This is a genomic window from Nodosilinea sp. AN01ver1 (assembly GCF_050565655.1).
Classification (GTDB): Bacteria; Cyanobacteriota; Cyanobacteriia; order Phormidesmidales; family Phormidesmidaceae; genus Nodosilinea.
The window spans coordinates 22,669-38,897 of record NZ_JBNXVS010000012.1; the positions used below are offsets into that span (position 1 = coordinate 22,669).

Consider the following 16,229-nt stretch of genomic DNA (forward strand, 5'->3'; position numbering starts at 1 on the left):
CAATATCTCAACTCACCATGAGCTGGAAATCTCGCCTGCTGCGTCTAAGTCTCTGGGGATTGCCCCTCCCTCTAGTAGTTCTCAATGGCTAGGCGCTACTGCTGCTATTTGACTACTTTCGCAACATTGTCACCGTGGTGATAGTACAACTGCCTCTATACGAGCAAAAGAAGCTAAAACGTAAATTAGCATTGACCTCTTGATCTAGGCACTGAAGCTAGCTTACTTGCTTAACTTCTCAACAGGCGCAAACCACTGAGGGTGACGATAACAGTAGAGCCTTCATGGCCCAACACGCCCATTGGTAGGGTGATATGCCCGCTCAAGGTACCCGCGATGAGTACCCCAATCAGCCCAAGGGCAAAGCCGATGTTTTGTCGCACGATCGCCCGTGCCCGCCGCCCTAGGCCAATAGCGTGTTCTAGCTTTTCTAGGCGATCGGCCATGAGCACAATATCGGCGGTCTCTAGGGCCACATCGCTGCCCGCAGCGCCCATGGCAATGCCGACCGTGGCCAGAGCCAGGGCGGGGGCATCGTTAATGCCATCGCCGACCATCGCCACGCTGCCATACTGCTGCTGCAATTGCCGTAGAACCGTGACCTTATCTTCAGGCATTAAATCGGCATGCACCTGATCTACCCCCAGCTGTTGGGCCATACTGTGAGCCGTGCGGGCATTGTCACCCGTTAGCATTACCACTTGCTCAATGCCCAGGTGCTTAAGGCGGGCGATCGCCCTGGCCGCCTCTGGACGCACTCGGTCGGCCACCGCAATCAAGCCCAGCACTGGGCCGCCGTGGGCCACCCAAACCACGGTTTTGCCCTCTGCCTCCCACTGCTGGCTTTGCTTCGCTAGATGAGAGGAAACGGCCTGCCCACGAGCTTGAACCTGGGCACTAACAAAGGCTGCTTTACCTACCACCGCAGACCGCCCAGCTACCTCCCCTGTGATGCCCTGACCTACCTGGGCTTGTCCGTTAATCGCCGCTGGCCAGGTCAGGGCTCGGCGCTGCGCCGCTTGCACAATCGCCGCACCAATGGGATGCTCCGAAAGGCTCTCGAGGGCGGCGGCCACGGTGAGCAGCTCATCCGGATCGTCAGCCAGCACATTCACCACGTCGAGCTGTCCGGTCGTGAGGGTGCCGGTTTTGTCAAAGGCGATCGCTCTGATTTGGCCCATCTGCTCCAGCTGCGCCCCATTTTTGAATAAAATGCCCTGTCGCGCCCCGTTAGCAATACCAGAGAGCAGGGTCGGCATGATTGAGGCCATCAGCGCACAGGGGGAGGCCACGACCAAAAACACCAGGGCGCGGTAGATTGTTTCCTCCCAGCCCCAGCCCAGCAGCAGGGGCGGCAGCGTGGACAGCAAAACGCCCACCGTCACAATCACCTGGGCGTAGCGACGCTCAAACCGCTCCATAAATTTTTGGGAGGGAGGCGCTTCGGTTTGGGCCTGCTGCACTAGGCGAATCACGCGTTGAATCAAGCTGCTTTCCGGCGGCTGGTGGAGCGTTAGGCGCAGCGCACCGTAGCCGTTGAGGGTGCCCGCCAAAACCTCGTCGCCCACGGTTTTCTCTACAGGAATAGATTCCCCCGTAATCGACGCCTGGTTCACCGTGCTGAAGCCTTCGGCCACGACCCCATCGGTAGGCACCAGTTCCCCCGGTTTGACCAAAACCTGATCGCCGACTTGCAGCGCTGAGATTGGCATGATCTGCTCTTGCCCCTGGCGAATCACCGTTGCGGTGTCAGCCGTCAGGCTCATTAACCCTTGAATATTTCGCCCCGTTCGTCCCATGGCATAGCCCTCTAGGGCACCACTAATGGCAAAAATCAGAATCAGGACGGCCCCATCGACAATTAAGTTGTACTCCCGCTGCCACAGACCCAGGCTGGCGGCCCCGAGGGCAGCGATAATCATTAGCAGGTCTACATCCAGCTCTTTTTCCTGCACCAGCGTGGTCAAGCCCTCACGGGCGCTCTCAAATCCACCAATGACGTAGGCCGCCGCTAGAAACAGCAGGGCACCCCCCACCCAGCCCAGGGCCAGGGTTTGCCAGCCCAACCCCACTAAAACCGCACAGGCGATCGCCGCCACCGCCTCGGGGTGCTCGTCAAACAAACCTTTGCACAGGTGGCCGAATCGAGACTTCGACAGAGCATTCAACGGGGCAGTAGACACCATAGGCCAACCTGAGAAATCTTCACTCTGTCAGGCTAAACCTTGACATTGACACCAATGTCAAGGTTTAGCGTAAGCTAAGCCTATGACGACTGAATTTCTGACCATCAAAGAACTCACTGATGCGGTAGGCGGAGGCGTCACCCCTCGCATGGTGCGGCACTATCACACCCTGGGGTTACTGCCTCCCGTTCCCCGCTCAGAGAGCAACTACCGACTTTACACCCAGCGGGATATACAGCGATTACAGCGAGTGATAGCGCTTAAACAGCAGGGCTTTCAGCTCTCTCACATTGGGCAAATTCTAGAGAGTGACTCTGAAGCCACCGCAGACGCGAGCCTAATGACCCAGCTACAGCAGCAGTATCAGGCTGTGATGCAGCAGATTGCCCGCCTGCGCCATACCGCTTCGGCCCTGGAGGGGCTGCTGGGGCGCGATCTAGATTGTCAACGCACCCAGGCTCAAGCTCTGGCTCAGCTCAAGCAGCTCGATGTAGACACCCAGGCGGGTCTAAGCCAGATCGATCAGCTCTGGGCTAGCCTCGATGCCGAAACCACCGCCCACCCCGAAGCCTTTCAGGAATCGCTTCAGCGCCTGCTGCCTAACCTCTCGCACTATTCTGAAATTACCCAGCATTTGATCCAACAGCTGGTGCTGGCCTGCGGTGATGTGAGCTTAGTTAACCTCATCCAAATTAGTGGCGATGCGATCGCCGCAGCACGCACCGCTCTCAGCAGTGGGTGTGAGATCATTACCGATGTGCCTGTGGTAGCCACGGCGATTGATCAAACTCGGCTAGCCGCTTTGGGCTGTCCGGTTACAACCTTGATTGACGATCCTCACATTACCGCCGCCAACGAGGCTGAACAGGCTTTTTGGCTCCAGAAACGCTGGCAGCAACCATTACATGACTGTCTATCCGGTAGTGTGCTGGTCATTGGCTATGCCCCTTCAGTGCTGCTCACCGTCTGTCAGTTAATAGAGCAACAGCGTTTTCAACCGGCTCTGGTAATTGGTATGCCTATTGGCTTTAATCACGCCCCTGCTGCCAAGCGGCGACTGATGGCAACATCCATCCCTTACATTACGATTCAAGGAAGCCTTGGCGGCGGGCTCTTGGCTGCTGTAACTTTGAACGCCTTAATCGAAACACTGCTTGAGAAGCCAGATTGCCACTGCTATCTGACTCGGCCCTAAAAGCTATAGATAGCCCTAAGCAACGATACTTCGTTTAGTTTTAGTACTCATGCTTAGAGCGTCTACAACAGATAAAGGGGCATAGGACAGATCCTGATCGCTACTGCTGCGTAAACGCGTTTAACTGCTGTAGGCTTACTCAGTAGAGCTTGGCTTCTCTGCTGCATTCAAGATTTACCATGGGAAACCGCTCGGCTCGGTTTTACACGCTGCTCTCCATCGGGGCTGCTGTTTTAACAATTTTGCTGAAAACAACGGCCTACCTGCTGACTGGTTCGGTGGGACTACTGTCTGATGCTGCTGAATCGGTGGTGAACCTGGTGGCTGCGATCGTCGCGACCTGGGCCGTGACGTTTGCGGCTAAACCGCCGGATGAAGACCATGCCTTTGGGCATTTCAAGGCGGAATATTTTTCTAGCGGCGTCGAGAGTGTGTTGATTTTGGTGGCGGCGGGCAGCATTGCCTTTGCTGCCTGGGGTCGGCTGTTTGACCCGCAACCCCTAGAGCAGGTGGGCATTGGCTTAGCCCTATCGCTGGCGGCAACGGCGATCAATGGGACGTTGGCTATCGTTATGCTGCGGGCCAGTCGGCGGCTGCGCTCTATTACTCTGCGGGCAGATGCACACCATCTACTGACCGATGTCTGGACATCGGTAGGGGTCGTGGTGGGGGTAATTCTGATTCCCACTACGGGTTGGCTAATTCTTGACCCGATTATTGCCTTGGTTGTCGCGGCAAATATTGTTTGGGCGGGGCTGAGATTGCTGCGCGAAACGGGAATGGGTCTTTTAGATACGGCCTTACCGGCTGAGGAGCGTCAAATTGTTGCCGATACTTTGCAGCCTTTTGAGGCTGAGGGAATTCAATTTCATGCATTAAGAACTCGGGTGGCTGGTGCCCGGCGGTTTGTCTCGGTACATGTGTTGGTGCCAGGTAGTTGGACGGTCAAACAGGGACATGACCTCTGTGAAGTAATTGAGCTGGCGATCGCCCGCTCTCTACCCGGCACATTTATATTCACCCATCTAGAACCTTCAGAAGACCCGGTTTCGTGGGCAGACCAGTCCTTGGAACGTTAACCACTTGAGGTTTAACCGACCACGCTAGCCTGCCTAAAACTGTTTTCATCACCCCTCTTCCGCATTCAAACAACTATGGAAGAGGACTTTTAACTTTTACTTATTTTGCTTCATCAACCATCTGGATAGTTCTTTCTTCAACCTCTTCAGCAATTCGAGTTAATTCCGGATCCTGAGACAGAGCTGCAAGCATTTGGGCAGGCTTGATCAAACCGATCTTCGTTGTACCTTTTTCGGTAAAGACCGAGATCCGACAGGGTAATGCCATATTCAGTCGCATATCCGTTGCCATGACGGCGGCGGCTTGCTGCGGATTGCAAACCTCAAACACCTTGCACTGCGCTTCAAACTCAATGCCTTTACCACGCAGTGTTGCCCCCAAGTCGTGAATATGGAGAACGCCAAAGCCATGATGCTTAACGGCCAATTCAAGATCGGTGGCGGCCTGTTCAAAGGGTTTTGTCGTTTCGACTATGTAGTACATGAATACTTGCTTGGGGGTGAGAGTGAACATTTTTGCCTACAGATCGTAGTGAAGTCACCGTGACTCGATAACCTTCAAAAGAGGGATTACGTCACTCATCTAGGTGCGCGGCGACTTCCCGGTAGAGGGACATGATGTGATCGTCAGCCAGGCCATAGTAGACGTTGCGGCCTTGGCGACGGTAGGTGACTAGACGCTGCGATCGCAGCACCCGCAGTTGGTGCGACACCGCCGATTCACCCATTTTCACCGCAGCGGCCAGATCGCACACACAGAGTTCTTGCTGAGCTAGAGCCGACAGTAGCTTGAGCCGGTGGGGGTCAGAGAGGGCGCTAAAAAACTCCGCCATCCGCTGGGCCTTTGCGGTGCTGAGCACCTCGGGCTGAACCTGGCGAACGTTGTCTAAATGCACCAGCGACTCGTCACAACTGACGTCACAACTGGGGGCATCAACGGCTTGAATTGTAGAGTTCTCTGTAGAGCGAGAATGAGCCATCGATTAGGTTTCCTGGCTTTTTCTCTATGATACTGAGAATCGTTACCACTGAACATCTGTTCAGAGGATTGAGGGCGTTGACCTCACGGGGTTTGCTCACTCCCCTGCTGCACCTGCTGCATGAAGTACAGGGTTTGCTGATAGCCTTGGCGATCGCCCTGGGCCTGAAACAGCGCCGCCGCCTGGCGCAAGTCGGCCATGGCGGCTTGGGAGTCGCCGAGCTGGTACTGCAAGATACCGCGATTGCCGTAGGCTTCAGCTAGCTCAGGGTTGAGGCGGAGCGCGGTATTGAAATCTGAGAGGGCGGCTTCGCCATTGCCCAGCTCGGTATAAATTTTGCCTCGGTTGTAGTAAGCATCGGCGTTGTCGGGGGCCAGGGCAATTGCGGCGTCTAGGTCGCTGAGGGCCTGGGGTAAGTTGCCGGTGGCGGCCAAGACAAGGCCGCGATCTAGATAGGGCTGGACAACATCAGGGGCTAGCGCAATGGCCTGGGTCAGATCGGCGATCGCCGCCTCGGCATTGGTCATGTGAGCGTGGGCTTCTCCCCGGTTGTACAGGGTTTCTGGATGGTCGGGGCGAAGCTGAAGCGCTCTGGAAAAGTCAGCGATGGCGAGCTGATAATCGCCCAGGTCGTGGTAGGCAATGCCGCGATGGAAATAGGCATCAGCACTGCTGGCATCGGCTTGAATCGCCTGGCTGTAGGTGGCGATCGCTGCCTCTAGCTGCCCCTGCTCCGCCTGCTGGCGGCCTTGATTCAGGAGATTGACGGCAACTTGCTCTACCGCGTGGGCAGGCCTTATCCCCACAGCACTTCCAGGGGCTACCACAACGGCCATTCCTAGAGCGATCGCTAACATTCTTTGGATCTGCATGGCTTCTCTCCTAACCGCACGACTGAGCTATGGGTCTTAACCGTGAGCCTGTACCGTAAGGCCCAGGCACGACTGCAAACCAGCGCCTTGTGACGCTTTACAAGCTGAGCTAACCCCATGAATCCGAGCCCCCATGAATCCGAGCCTATGGCGTTTCTGAGGCGAACCTTCACGCTTGGGGTAGAGCCTGCCTCCTACAGTGTAGCGACCGTTTTGAGGATGAGATTTTCTCTGAAACAAGATGAAAGGGGCGATCGTGATGCCGTAAAATCAGGCAAAATCAAAGGCTGACCCAGCGCACTGTGAGATGCTGCATGAAACAATACCGACCTCTGGTGAGCCTAATCGGCATGGTAGGTGGGCTACTGCTGGCGCTTCCAGTCGAAGCCGCTCAGTTTAGAACCTGGCGCTTTGACCCTCAGCAAAACCGGCTAGAGTTTTCGACCGATGCCGCCGTGCAGCCCAGGGCGCAGCTTCTCTTTAACCCCACCCGCATTGTGGTGGACTTGCCCGGCACCACCCTAGAGCAGCGGACGATTAACCAGGCCGTTGGCGGCGCTGTTAAAGCTATTCGCATTGGGCAGGTTGATGCTCAAACTACCCGGCTGGTTATTGAGCTAGCCCCTGGCTACACCCTTAACCCAGACCAGGTCGTGGTACGGGGGGAAACGCCACAGCAGTGGGTAGTGCAACTGCCCCCGCCCCAAGGTGTAACGCCTCCTCAGGCTACCCCCAGCCAAGTCAATGCCACCCCAGTCGCTGGAGCCGCTACCCAGGTTGAAGGCATACGCACTACCCCCGATGGCTTTTTCATCCGCACCTCTGGGGCAAGCCCAAGGTTGACGGTCGTGCGCAGCAGTGGCACTCAGGTAGTGCTTCAGCTCGAAAATGCTGCCGTGGCGGCAGCCCTAACCGGGCAAACTCTACCCGCCAATCAGTTTGGGGTCACCGCTTGGGATATTCAGCCGGTGAGCGCAGCGGTGCCGACTCTGCAAATTACCCTCACGGTGCCCGCCAACAGTGCCGAATGGCAAGCCTCGGTGAGCAACGGCAGCGGCATTGTGATTTTGCCGCCCAGGGGAGTCGCGATCGCCGCTGTCCCAGCCAGCCCAGTCGCGGCATCGGCTCAGGCACCCGCAGCTGTGTCGCCCCCCATTGCCGTACAACCGCCGTCTCAAGCTCCGGTGGTGCCCCCCCAGCCTGAGCCCATGATACCGGCTACCCCAGCGGTGCCCCCACCGAGTAGCGGCATTCCCAAGCAGGCGGTCACCATTGTGATCGACCCAGGCCATGGCGGGCGAGATCCGGGGGCGATCGGCGTGGGTGGCCTGCGCGAAAAAGATGTGGTCTCGGCGATTGCCTACGAAGTCGCCAGAATTTTAGAACAAAGCGGTGCGCAGGTGGTTCTGACTCGCTCCGACGATCGGGAGATGGACTTAGCCCCTCGGGTGCAAATTGCCGAGCGGGCCAATGCCGATCTCTTTGTCAGCATTCACGCCAACTCCATCAGCCTGAGTAGGCCCGAGGTAAACGGGCTTGAGACCTACTACCACAGCTCAGGGAATCGTCTCGCCCAGGTGATTCATCAATCTATTTTGCGTCTGGTGACCATGCCCGATCGCGGGGTGCGCCAGGCTCGTTTTCATGTTCTCGTAAACACCTCTATGCCATCGGTTTTAGTCGAGACCGGGTTTGTCACTGGGGCTCAAGATGCCCGTAATTTCAACGACCCGGCCTGGCGCAGCCGCATGGCTCAGGGCATTGCCGCAGGCATTTTGCAGTACGCCCAGCGATCGCTCTAGCTCTCAACTCTCCCTGCTGCGGGGCAAACCATCGCCAGGGCGAGAGCGCAGCAGCAGATGGGCCACCAGCGCCATAATCGGCAGCTCTAGCAGCGGGCCGATTACCAGGGTTAGGGCAATCAAAGGGCGATCGCCAAAGGCTGCTGCTGCCACCGCCAGCGCCACCGGAGAATTCCGCGCTAGGGTCGTGCAAGTCAGGCAAACTACCTCTGGATACGCCAGCCGCAACCGCCGCCCCAGCCATTGAGCCAGCACGAAGTTAATCACAAAAAACGAACCAATAGGCAGCAGCAACCACAGCAGCAGATCTAGACGCTGAAGTAACGCCTCGCCTTCGGCGGCAAAGATAGCCACAACGGCCAAGTTCAAACAGAGGAGCTGTACCATCGCCACCTGCGGCAGCTTTTGGTGGGGCCTGGTTGGCCCCCTTAGCCAGCTTATGCCGTAGCGAGACAGCAGCGCCAATGCCAGCGGAATCAGCAGAACGGTGGCTATTTTGCCCGCCAATACCCCAAGATCGAGTGAGACCAGCGCCTGGGCAAATAGGGCCAGATAGACGGGCAACAGCACCATCTGCAAGACAAAGTTCAGCGGTAGTAGAGCCGTCGCGAGGCTGACATTGCCCTTGGCAATGCCGGTAAACACCAGATACCAATCAGTACAAGGGGTCACCATCAACATCAGCAGGCCCACCCGCAAATCGGGCGCATCTCGCAGAAACAGCGCCCCCAAACCCCAAGCCAGCAGGGGTGTCCAAACAAAGTTGACCGCCAGGCTGGCAAGGGTCACACGGTAGTTGCCAAAAGCTCTACCCAGGTGCCGCAGCGGAATTGGCAGAAACGCCGCGTACAGCATCCCCATCAACAGCGGTGTAATGAGATGGTCTGCCAGGGCAGCAACGTCGCCAATCTGCGCCAGACCTAGCCCCAGTAGCACCGAAAGCAGAATTAGCAGGGGCTGCGATCGCTCAAACCAGGTCATGGTTAGGGTATCTGTGGTTGCAATTTTGCGGTCGATTAGTGATTATGCCGCAGTGACTCCTGCATTTCTCCCGTGGGGTCATCGCAACACTCAGACCAAACTATCTCATCTACAGGAGTCTCACCATAACGCGTAAGATTCCCCATAGCAAAGAAACCTGTATACCTCATTATCATGAGCCTTGTAATATTCTCAGCGACTCTCTTCCAGAAAGGTTAGCAACTATGTACTTCACCATGAATCTGGGACAGTATTAGTTATCCTTCGCTCTGGTTAAATCTCGAACGATTGGATCTGAATGTTATGACCTTACAGGCTGAATTTGACGCCTGGCAAACCAAATGGTGAGCGGAGGCACTAGAAACCACATTGACAATGGCACTAACCCAGTGCCTAAAATCGGAATTGTTGGCATGGACTCGGCATAAGTCCACCGATTGAGGGGGCCAGTAGCCAAGGCTTCGGCAACAACGGTGATAACCACTCCTACGAGGATAAAAACACCCATTTGGCTACGGTTTGGGTAACGTAACCATTGACGAGACTTCGATAGAGCTGCAACGGCCCAAAATGCAATCAATATAATTACGACATCTCCGACTGTAGCGAGGGTGCAATTTCTGACTATATCGAAGTGGGAGTATCCAGCCGGAATTTGGTAAAACCGCATTTGCTGAATTTCCCAAAAGAAAGACAGCAGATAAGAGAATATGGCAATATTGACCTCGGGTAAATTTAGCCAATTCGAGGGACTATAATAGTTCATGGCTTTAAGCTTATTTGTAATAAATTAGGCTTGATCGGACAGTTTCTCAAATAGCCTCTAGACAATTCAGAGCCAGGCCCACTTCTTCAATCAGGCTGCAAATTTTAACGTCGGATGGCTTGTCTAGAGGACGGGCGGCCCAGCTCGTGCGGTAGGTTTCTAGCATGGTTTTACGGGCGGTGGCCTGCTGAATTTCTTGCTCCAGGGTCGCAATTTTGCAGTCGATTAGCGTTTTAACCAGGGTGCAGACCGGCTCCCCCTGCTTGCGAACATCAAACACCTGCTGAATTTCTGCCAGGGAAAACTGCAATGTCTGGGCCTGCTTAATGAATAGCAGACGAGTAACGGCTTCGTCATCGTAATAGCGATAGCCATTCTCAGCTTTGCTCACCGATTCTAGTAGGTGCAGCGACTCGTAGTAGCGAATGGTGGCTACCGTCACGTGGGCCTGTTTGGCCAGCTCGCCTATTTTGAGGAGTTTCTTCATTGTCTGAGCAGGCCATCCTTTTAGAAAAAGACCGATTGGGGATGCGCGACCATTGTCGCTAGAGCTAGCTTAGTGCAAGTTTGGGGGGTTGACTCTCAAGCCAACCTCAGGGTTTACCTTATGGAAAGTCTCGTCTAGAGGCCGTTTGATTCACCATTCTTACCAAAGAGGTCAATTCCGATGCTCAAAGTTCCTCAGATTAAGAGGCTCTCCCTGGCGGCTGTTTCTGCCCTTGTTCTGACCGCTGCCGTGGCTGGCGTTGCTGCTGCCGCCCCCTGCCTGTTCCCCACCCCTGATTGCCCCCCCTCTAACTGCGACTAAGCTAAAGACGATAAGGCTGTTTTAGAGACCAGATAGCCTCTCAAGCCGCCCGCAGTGCCCATGCTAAAAGCGTCTTTCCAGCTTGGGCAGTACACGGACTCATACCTGTACCAGCAACCTAGCCCACACCAGATCTAACGCGCTTGTAGCGCTCAAACAAGTGGTGGCTAGGTTGTCTGGCTAAAATTTTACCAGCAGCGCGGTGCTGTACATCACAAGTAGCCCGGTCGTAAAGCCAGCCAAACTCAGCCCTGCCAAGCCAGAGAGGCTTGACCGATGCAGTTGCTGCTGTAGGTAAGTGCCTAGTTCTACAATCACCTGCAAAATCGCTCCTGCACCAATGCCCAAGAATAGGGCCGCCCAATGGGGAGAAAAAGCAAAAGCCCCCACCCACAGCCCCACTACAGCAGGGAGTCCAGCCAGGGCGGCCAGCGCCACACAGGTCTGCCAGCGCAGTTTTTGCTTGAGCAGCGGCGCGACAATGCCCAGTCCTTCAGTCAGGTTGTGGAGCGTAAAGCCAATCACCAGAAATGAACCCAAGGCAATTTCCCCCAGGGCAAAGGCGGTGCCGATCGCCAGCCCTTCGCCCAGATTGTGCAGGCCAATACCTAGGGCCATGTAGGTAGAGAGCGCAGAGCCTTCGGGCGGTTTGCCTCGGCGTCGGCCCACGACAAATAGGGCCAGACCAGCCACTGTAGCTGCAAACCAGACCAGGGCTTGGCCTTGAAACGCGATCGCCGCCTTTCCGGCCAGCTCCAGCCCTTCCTGCAAGGTGTCTACCAGCAAAAAGGCTAGCATCCCCAATGTCAGGGTTAAAACAAAGGTCAGCCCCCGCTGGCCCAGCACTTTCAAATAGGGGTAGCACAACATGCCTAGCCCCACCGGCACCAGGCCCACATAGAGCCCCAGCCAGCCATAGCCCAGCAGCGTTGCCAGAGACAGAGCGGGTGTAGGTAGAGCAACGTCAATGGGGTGGGCAACGACAACACCCGTGTTGGTCAAGAACTGAACGTGATGCGCTTCACCCTCTACCCAGGGGTATGGAATTTGCACCGTTGCCGTCGCCAGTCTCCGGATCGGGCCAGGAGGCTGCTGGGTAAATGCCCAATAGGCACCATCCACTTGAACCTGGGCAATGGTCATGGGAGCTGAACCCTCCGCCCGCACCTTGAGGGTGATGCCCCGATCATTGAGCACGGTACGCTCCACAATCAGGGACTCCAGCGGCGGTGCATTCAAGTTGAGCAACCGGGCCGGGCTCAGGGTCAGCAGCAGGGCTGCCAGCCCGGACAACAAGAGGGGCGGCAACACCCAGCGCCAGGGCAAAGCCTTCATGCCACCACCTCAAAGGCACTCATCCAGCCCAGTTCGGCAAATTCGGCTTGGTGAGCGTGAAACATATAGAGTCCTGGCTCAAAGTCTACAAAGGAGCATTCGATGATGCCCCGCTGCGCCTGACAGAGCATGACGGTATCAACGGTGCGGTGGGTAGGGGTTAGGGTGGTGCCATGGTCGTAGTAGTCGAAGAAATTGGCGTGCAGGTGAAAGGAGTTAATCGGGTCAAACTCGGTCACGTTAATTAGATAGACGCGCACTGGGCGATCGCGCTCAATGCGAATCGGCTGCTTCATATAGGCGTGGGGAATGGAATTAACCGCGTAGACTTCGTTCTCCTCATCAAAATTGGTGTCAAAGGCGTTCATCACCATCATCAACTCCTGCCAGCGCTGGTTTTCTGGGGAGCCCAGCAGGCGCGATCGGGCAACATCTGCCTGGTCGGGGTGCCACTGAGGGTCAGGGTCAACGATAAAGGCCCCGTAGAGCCCTTTGTGGAGATGGCGCTTAAACGGCACAGAATGACAGTGGTAGAGGTGGCAGCCAAAGGGTTTTGCATCAAACTCGTAGGTCACTGTTTGCCCCGGCGCAGCCTCCATCACTCCTGGAATGCCATCCTGCCTGGCTCCATGAATGCCGTGAAAGTGCAGGGTGTGTAGGTGAGTGCCCTGATTGGTAAAGCGAATGCGAATGCGATCGCCCTCCGTGACCCGAATGGTTGGCCCCGGCACTTGGTCGTTGTACGTCCAGGCGGGATAGAACACCCCCGGAGCCACCTCAATTTCTCGCTCGACGGCAGTAATGTCGTACTCTCGCAGTCGCTGCCCAGTAGGCAGCATTGAGACATGTCCTCCATTCCACTGGGTCAGCAGTACGTGAGGGTCAAAGCCATTTCTAAGGTGATCAACCTCGCCTAGGGTAGTCATGCCCTGGTGATGAAGATCCGGAGCAGTCTGGGCACGCTCCTGAGCCAGTGCCGGTTGGCTAAACCGTCTACCCAACCAGGTGCCAGCCCCTAGAAGCCCGGCTCCAAGGAGCGATCGCCGCTGTACATGCCAATCCATTGCTTTTCATAATTGTTTCATAATCACAAGCATAGTGGATGGCGAGGACTTTTCATATTTATTTCATAATTGAGACGCCGCAGTCGCTAGGTTAGGGCTGCGGCTAGCTCTGGGTTATCGGCGATGGCTCTCTACCGCGTCCATCCTGGCATGGCAGCCCATACCGGTGGAGCCGCCAATTAGCGACATACCGAATAGCGCGACCAAAATTACTGCCGCCATCGCACCGCCCTTAGCTAGCCAAGAGAAGCTGGCAGGGCGTAATGTCGCCTGAATCTGTTGTGATTGAATCTGTTGCGCTGCCTGACAAATATACTCCGGCCCAATGTTAGCCTCGGCTCCTGTGTCAACTAATTCCTCCAGGGAGTAGCTGCTTTGCTGCTCAGCCTGTAGTCGTGCTGCCAGCGCCAACACTTCTGAGGCCAAGTCTGCTGAGATTCTAAGATCTGAAGGGTTTATATCCAAAGGATCCACAATAGAGGCCTCGCATCAGTTGCCGCATTAACCGTCATCTCAGGCTAAACCCTAAAGTCGTTAGAGAGTCAAGGGCGTTTGGTAAATTGTCATACCGAATCGGAGTTTAGCCTCCCCCTTGACCTTGAAGCTAGGTTCAAGGTTTAGAGTGAACACAACTTCCAAGGTAATGAAATGACTCAACGACAAGTTGAAATTTTTGTAGCCGGTTGCCCTCGGTGCGACGAGGCCGTGGCTCTGGTGCAGCAGATGAGCTGTACAGCCTGCCAGATTCAAGTTTGGGATGTGCGCAGTGAGCAAATCACGGCCACCGCTCGTCAAAAACTGGAGGACTACGGCATCCATCGGCTTCCCGCCGTGGTGGTCGATGGCGAATTGGTGGACTGTTGCCGTCAACAGCAGCCGATTTCCCGCGACGCTCTGGCGGCGACGGGGATAGGGCAGGGGTAGAACCACCGTCATGTTAATTCGCGATCTGAGTCGGGCCGCTGGGGTGCCCGCTTCCACCATTCGCTATTACGAGCAGCTGGGGCTGCTGCAAGCCCCCCAGCGCAGCGCGGCTCAGTATCGCCTCTACGGAACTGCCGATGTGGAGCGGCTGCGCTTTATCCAAAAAGCCAAGCGGCTAGGGCTATCGCTGACGGAAATTGGTCAGCTGATTGCGTTGCGTGCCGGGGGCACAGCGCCCTGCCAACAGCTTAAAGCGATGGTGTCCAGCCATCTCCAGCAGCTCGATCAACAAATTGCCGAGCTGCAAGCCCTCCGCCAGGAACTGGCTACCTACTACGCTAACCTGGCGGCACAACTTCCCGACGATGCTACTGTTCCAACCGAAACCCTTTGTCAGGGAACCATCTGCGGCTTTATTGAACAGGTATCCCATGCCCCCTAGAAACACCTTGATCGCTAGTCTAATTGGCACCGTAGTGGTGGCCCTCTGCTGCTTTACACCGATGCTGGTGATTCTACTCAGTCCCCTAGGATTGGCGGTCTGGGTAGGCTATCTCAATGTTGTCCTGCTGCCGCTGTTGGGCGTCTTGATTGCTCTAACAGTGGTGGCCTATCGACAGCATCGCCGCTGCTGTGCGAAGTAGATCAATTCAGGAAAAGTCCATTTAGGAGACCACTGATGAGCGACTGTTGTACTGACCAACCAACTACCGCCACGCAATCCCCTCAACACTGCCCCCGCAATAGGGCTAAGGGCAAACCCGTGCCGCTGATTACCCTTAAGAGTTTGCTGGTGCCCAGTGCTCTGGCGCAGCTCAACGCCCAGCAGAGCTACCGATTTTGCGCTAGCCCTGACTGCCCGGTGGTTTACTTTGGTGCCGACGGGCAAACCTTTGAAACCGATCGCCTCAAGGTGCCGGTCTTTGCCAAAGATCCTGGCCCGGAAGTGCCGGTGTGCTACTGCTTTGACTGGCGACGGCAGCAGCTCCGCAATCCGACCAACCGACGCGCCCTTGACGACATTACGGCCCATATTCAAGCCCAGCGCTGCGGCTGCGAGGTGAACAATCCCCAGGGACGCTGTTGTTTGGCAAATGTGCGATCAACAATGGCTGTATCAAGTGAAATGGATTCTGGATCATGACAGAGTCCTGTCATTTTGCTCAGACCTGTTCCATTTCACCCGCATTTCATTTTTGAGTGTCAAACTTAGAACCGACAGTTGTGCCGGGCGCGTCAGCGCGCTTGAAAGCGAGCAATCGCCTTTGTGATGAAAAAGAGGTTTGACATCCGATGACTCTGAGACGACTATTAGCTTCGTGGATAGTAGTGGGCGGACTGGTGTCCCTACCTGTAATGGTGAGCGCGTGCGGCACGTCATCCCCGGCACCTAAAGAATCAGACTCTGCCGCTATGCCCATGGGAGATGAACCCATGGCCGACCATTCCATGATGATGGATCTCGGCCCTAGTGACGAGGAGTTCGACTTACGGTTTATTGACGGCATGATTTTGCATCACCAGGGTGCAGTCATGATGGCTGAATCGGCTTTGCAAAATTCGCAGCGTGATGAAGTCAAGCAGTTGGCAGAGGAGATCATCGCCGCTCAGCAGGTCGAGATTGACCGCATGCAGCAATGGCGACAAGCGTGGTACCCAAATGCCAGCCAAGAGCCCGTCATGTACCATGCAGCCATGGGACATTCCATGGCTATGACGCCTGATATGCAGGCCACCATGATGATGAGTGGCGACTTGGGCGCTGCCGATGATGAATTTGACCTACGTTTTATCAATGGCATGATTCCCCACCATGAGGGGGCATTAGCTATGGCGCAAGATGCCCTAGAGAAAAGTAGCCGACCAGACGTTCAACAACTCGCCCAAGATATTGTATCGACCCAGCAGGTCGAAATTGATCAAATGGAGCAGTGGCGAAAAGACTGGTACGGCCAGTAATTTCGTTGACGAATAAAATTTGGCAGGCCTCACTCCAAAAACTGAGGCCTGTTTTTCATGGAATATTTTCTGGCCTTAATTTTTAGAACTCAACAAGCAAAAAACTGTCGATGTGACTAAATAATCAGATGCGGGAAACCTATTGCAGCACCTTATCTAGATGCCATCTGGCCAACAATACTAAGCTTTTTCCGCAATCGCCTTAATCGCAACGACTGGACGAGACAAAAAAACACTTTCTGAATTGAGTAGAGTTTTCACGTTCATTTCATTTTTAC

The 16,229-nt window shown here is 55.5% G+C and carries 17 protein-coding genes; 8 read left to right on the forward strand and 9 right to left on the reverse strand.

The features are described 5' to 3' along the window. Nucleotides 1-230 precede the first annotated feature (230 nt). Entirely contained in the window at nt 231-2,186 is a 1,956-nt protein-coding gene (locus ACQ4N7_RS11810) for a heavy metal translocating P-type ATPase (RefSeq protein WP_035985519.1), read from the reverse strand. Between the two features lie 82 nt (nt 2,187-2,268). Between ACQ4N7_RS11810 and ACQ4N7_RS11815 the strand changes: the two genes are divergently transcribed. Further along, the gene (locus ACQ4N7_RS11815; protein WP_035985521.1) at nt 2,269-3,381 is read left to right on the forward strand and encodes a precorrin-8X methylmutase; all 1,113 of its coding nucleotides are present in this window, start codon (nt 2,269-2,271) and stop codon (nt 3,379-3,381) included. 179 nt (nt 3,382-3,560) lie between these two features. Further along, complete coding sequence (locus ACQ4N7_RS11820) at nt 3,561-4,460, forward strand: cation diffusion facilitator family transporter (RefSeq protein ID WP_035985522.1); 900 nt, start codon at nt 3,561-3,563, stop codon at nt 4,458-4,460. A 100-nt stretch (nt 4,461-4,560) separates the two neighbouring features. On the opposite strand, the gene ACQ4N7_RS11825 is transcribed toward ACQ4N7_RS11820, so the two are convergent. The 3 genes from ACQ4N7_RS11825 to ACQ4N7_RS11835 all read right to left on the reverse strand — a co-directional run bounded on the left by ACQ4N7_RS11825 (nt 4,561) and on the right by ACQ4N7_RS11835 (nt 6,312). Continuing rightward, nucleotides 4,561-4,944, reverse strand: a complete 384-nt coding sequence (locus ACQ4N7_RS11825; protein ID WP_035989013.1) for a DUF302 domain-containing protein — start codon at nt 4,942-4,944, stop codon at nt 4,561-4,563. A gap of 91 nt (nt 4,945-5,035) precedes the next feature. Next, on the reverse strand, nt 5,036-5,440 hold the full coding sequence (locus ACQ4N7_RS11830) for an ArsR/SmtB family transcription factor (RefSeq protein ID WP_035985523.1): 405 nt from the start codon (nt 5,438-5,440) through the stop codon (nt 5,036-5,038). An 83-nt stretch (nt 5,441-5,523) separates the two neighbouring features. Further along, the gene (locus ACQ4N7_RS11835; protein ID WP_035985524.1) at nt 5,524-6,312 is read right to left on the reverse strand and encodes a tetratricopeptide repeat protein; all 789 of its coding nucleotides are present in this window, start codon (nt 6,310-6,312) and stop codon (nt 5,524-5,526) included. 314 nt (nt 6,313-6,626) lie between these two features. On the opposite strand from ACQ4N7_RS11835, the gene ACQ4N7_RS11840 reads away from it, so the two are divergent. After that, nucleotides 6,627-8,114, forward strand: a complete 1,488-nt coding sequence (locus ACQ4N7_RS11840; RefSeq protein ID WP_035985525.1) for an N-acetylmuramoyl-L-alanine amidase — start codon at nt 6,627-6,629, stop codon at nt 8,112-8,114. A gap of 3 nt (nt 8,115-8,117) precedes the next feature. On the opposite strand, the gene ACQ4N7_RS11845 is transcribed toward ACQ4N7_RS11840, so the two are convergent. The 5 genes from ACQ4N7_RS11845 to ACQ4N7_RS11865 form a co-directional block, all read right to left on the reverse strand. Beyond that, on the reverse strand, nt 8,118-9,095 hold the full coding sequence (locus ACQ4N7_RS11845; protein ID WP_035985526.1) for an arsenic resistance protein: 978 nt from the start codon (nt 9,093-9,095) through the stop codon (nt 8,118-8,120). Nucleotides 9,096-9,907: 812 nt separating this feature from the next. Beyond that, nucleotides 9,908-10,348 (reverse strand): MerR family transcriptional regulator, encoded by a 441-nt coding sequence (locus ACQ4N7_RS11850; RefSeq protein WP_035985527.1) that lies wholly within the window; start codon nt 10,346-10,348, stop codon nt 9,908-9,910. Nucleotides 10,349-10,849: 501 nt separating this feature from the next. Continuing rightward, entirely contained in the window at nt 10,850-12,004 is a 1,155-nt protein-coding gene (locus ACQ4N7_RS11855) for a ZIP family metal transporter (RefSeq protein WP_035985528.1), read from the reverse strand. Then, a complete protein-coding gene (locus ACQ4N7_RS11860) occupies nt 12,001-13,068 on the reverse strand; it encodes a multicopper oxidase domain-containing protein (protein WP_035985529.1) in 1,068 nt (355 codons plus the stop codon). The genes ACQ4N7_RS11855 and ACQ4N7_RS11860 overlap by 4 nt, the downstream gene beginning before the upstream one ends. Nucleotides 13,069-13,182: 114 nt before the next feature. Continuing rightward, nucleotides 13,183-13,494 (reverse strand): hypothetical protein, encoded by a 312-nt coding sequence (locus tag ACQ4N7_RS11865; protein WP_106920037.1) that lies wholly within the window; start codon nt 13,492-13,494, stop codon nt 13,183-13,185. Nucleotides 13,495-13,716: 222 nt separating this feature from the next. Between ACQ4N7_RS11865 and ACQ4N7_RS11870 the strand changes: the two genes are divergently transcribed. The 5 genes from ACQ4N7_RS11870 (at nt 13,717) to ACQ4N7_RS11890 (ending at nt 15,951) form a co-directional block, all read left to right on the forward strand. Then, nucleotides 13,717-13,992: a thioredoxin family protein gene (locus ACQ4N7_RS11870; protein WP_072016006.1), complete on the forward strand. Its 276-nt coding sequence runs from the start codon at nt 13,717-13,719 to the stop codon at nt 13,990-13,992. 10 nt (nt 13,993-14,002) lie between these two features. Then, complete coding sequence (locus ACQ4N7_RS11875; protein WP_035985531.1) at nt 14,003-14,434, forward strand: heavy metal-responsive transcriptional regulator; 432 nt, start codon at nt 14,003-14,005, stop codon at nt 14,432-14,434. Further along, on the forward strand, nt 14,424-14,636 hold the full coding sequence (gene merF / locus ACQ4N7_RS11880) for a mercury resistance system transport protein MerF (protein ID WP_035985532.1): 213 nt from the start codon (nt 14,424-14,426) through the stop codon (nt 14,634-14,636). The genes ACQ4N7_RS11875 and merF overlap by 11 nt, the downstream gene beginning before the upstream one ends. A gap of 35 nt (nt 14,637-14,671) precedes the next feature. Beyond that, nucleotides 14,672-15,136, forward strand: a complete 465-nt coding sequence (locus ACQ4N7_RS11885) for a putative iron-sulfur cluster-binding metallochaperone (RefSeq protein WP_035985533.1) — start codon at nt 14,672-14,674, stop codon at nt 15,134-15,136. A 212-nt stretch (nt 15,137-15,348) separates the two neighbouring features. Continuing rightward, nucleotides 15,349-15,951 (forward strand): DUF305 domain-containing protein, encoded by a 603-nt coding sequence (locus ACQ4N7_RS11890; protein ID WP_263970561.1) that lies wholly within the window; start codon nt 15,349-15,351, stop codon nt 15,949-15,951. Nucleotides 15,952-16,229: the final 278 nt, after the last annotated feature.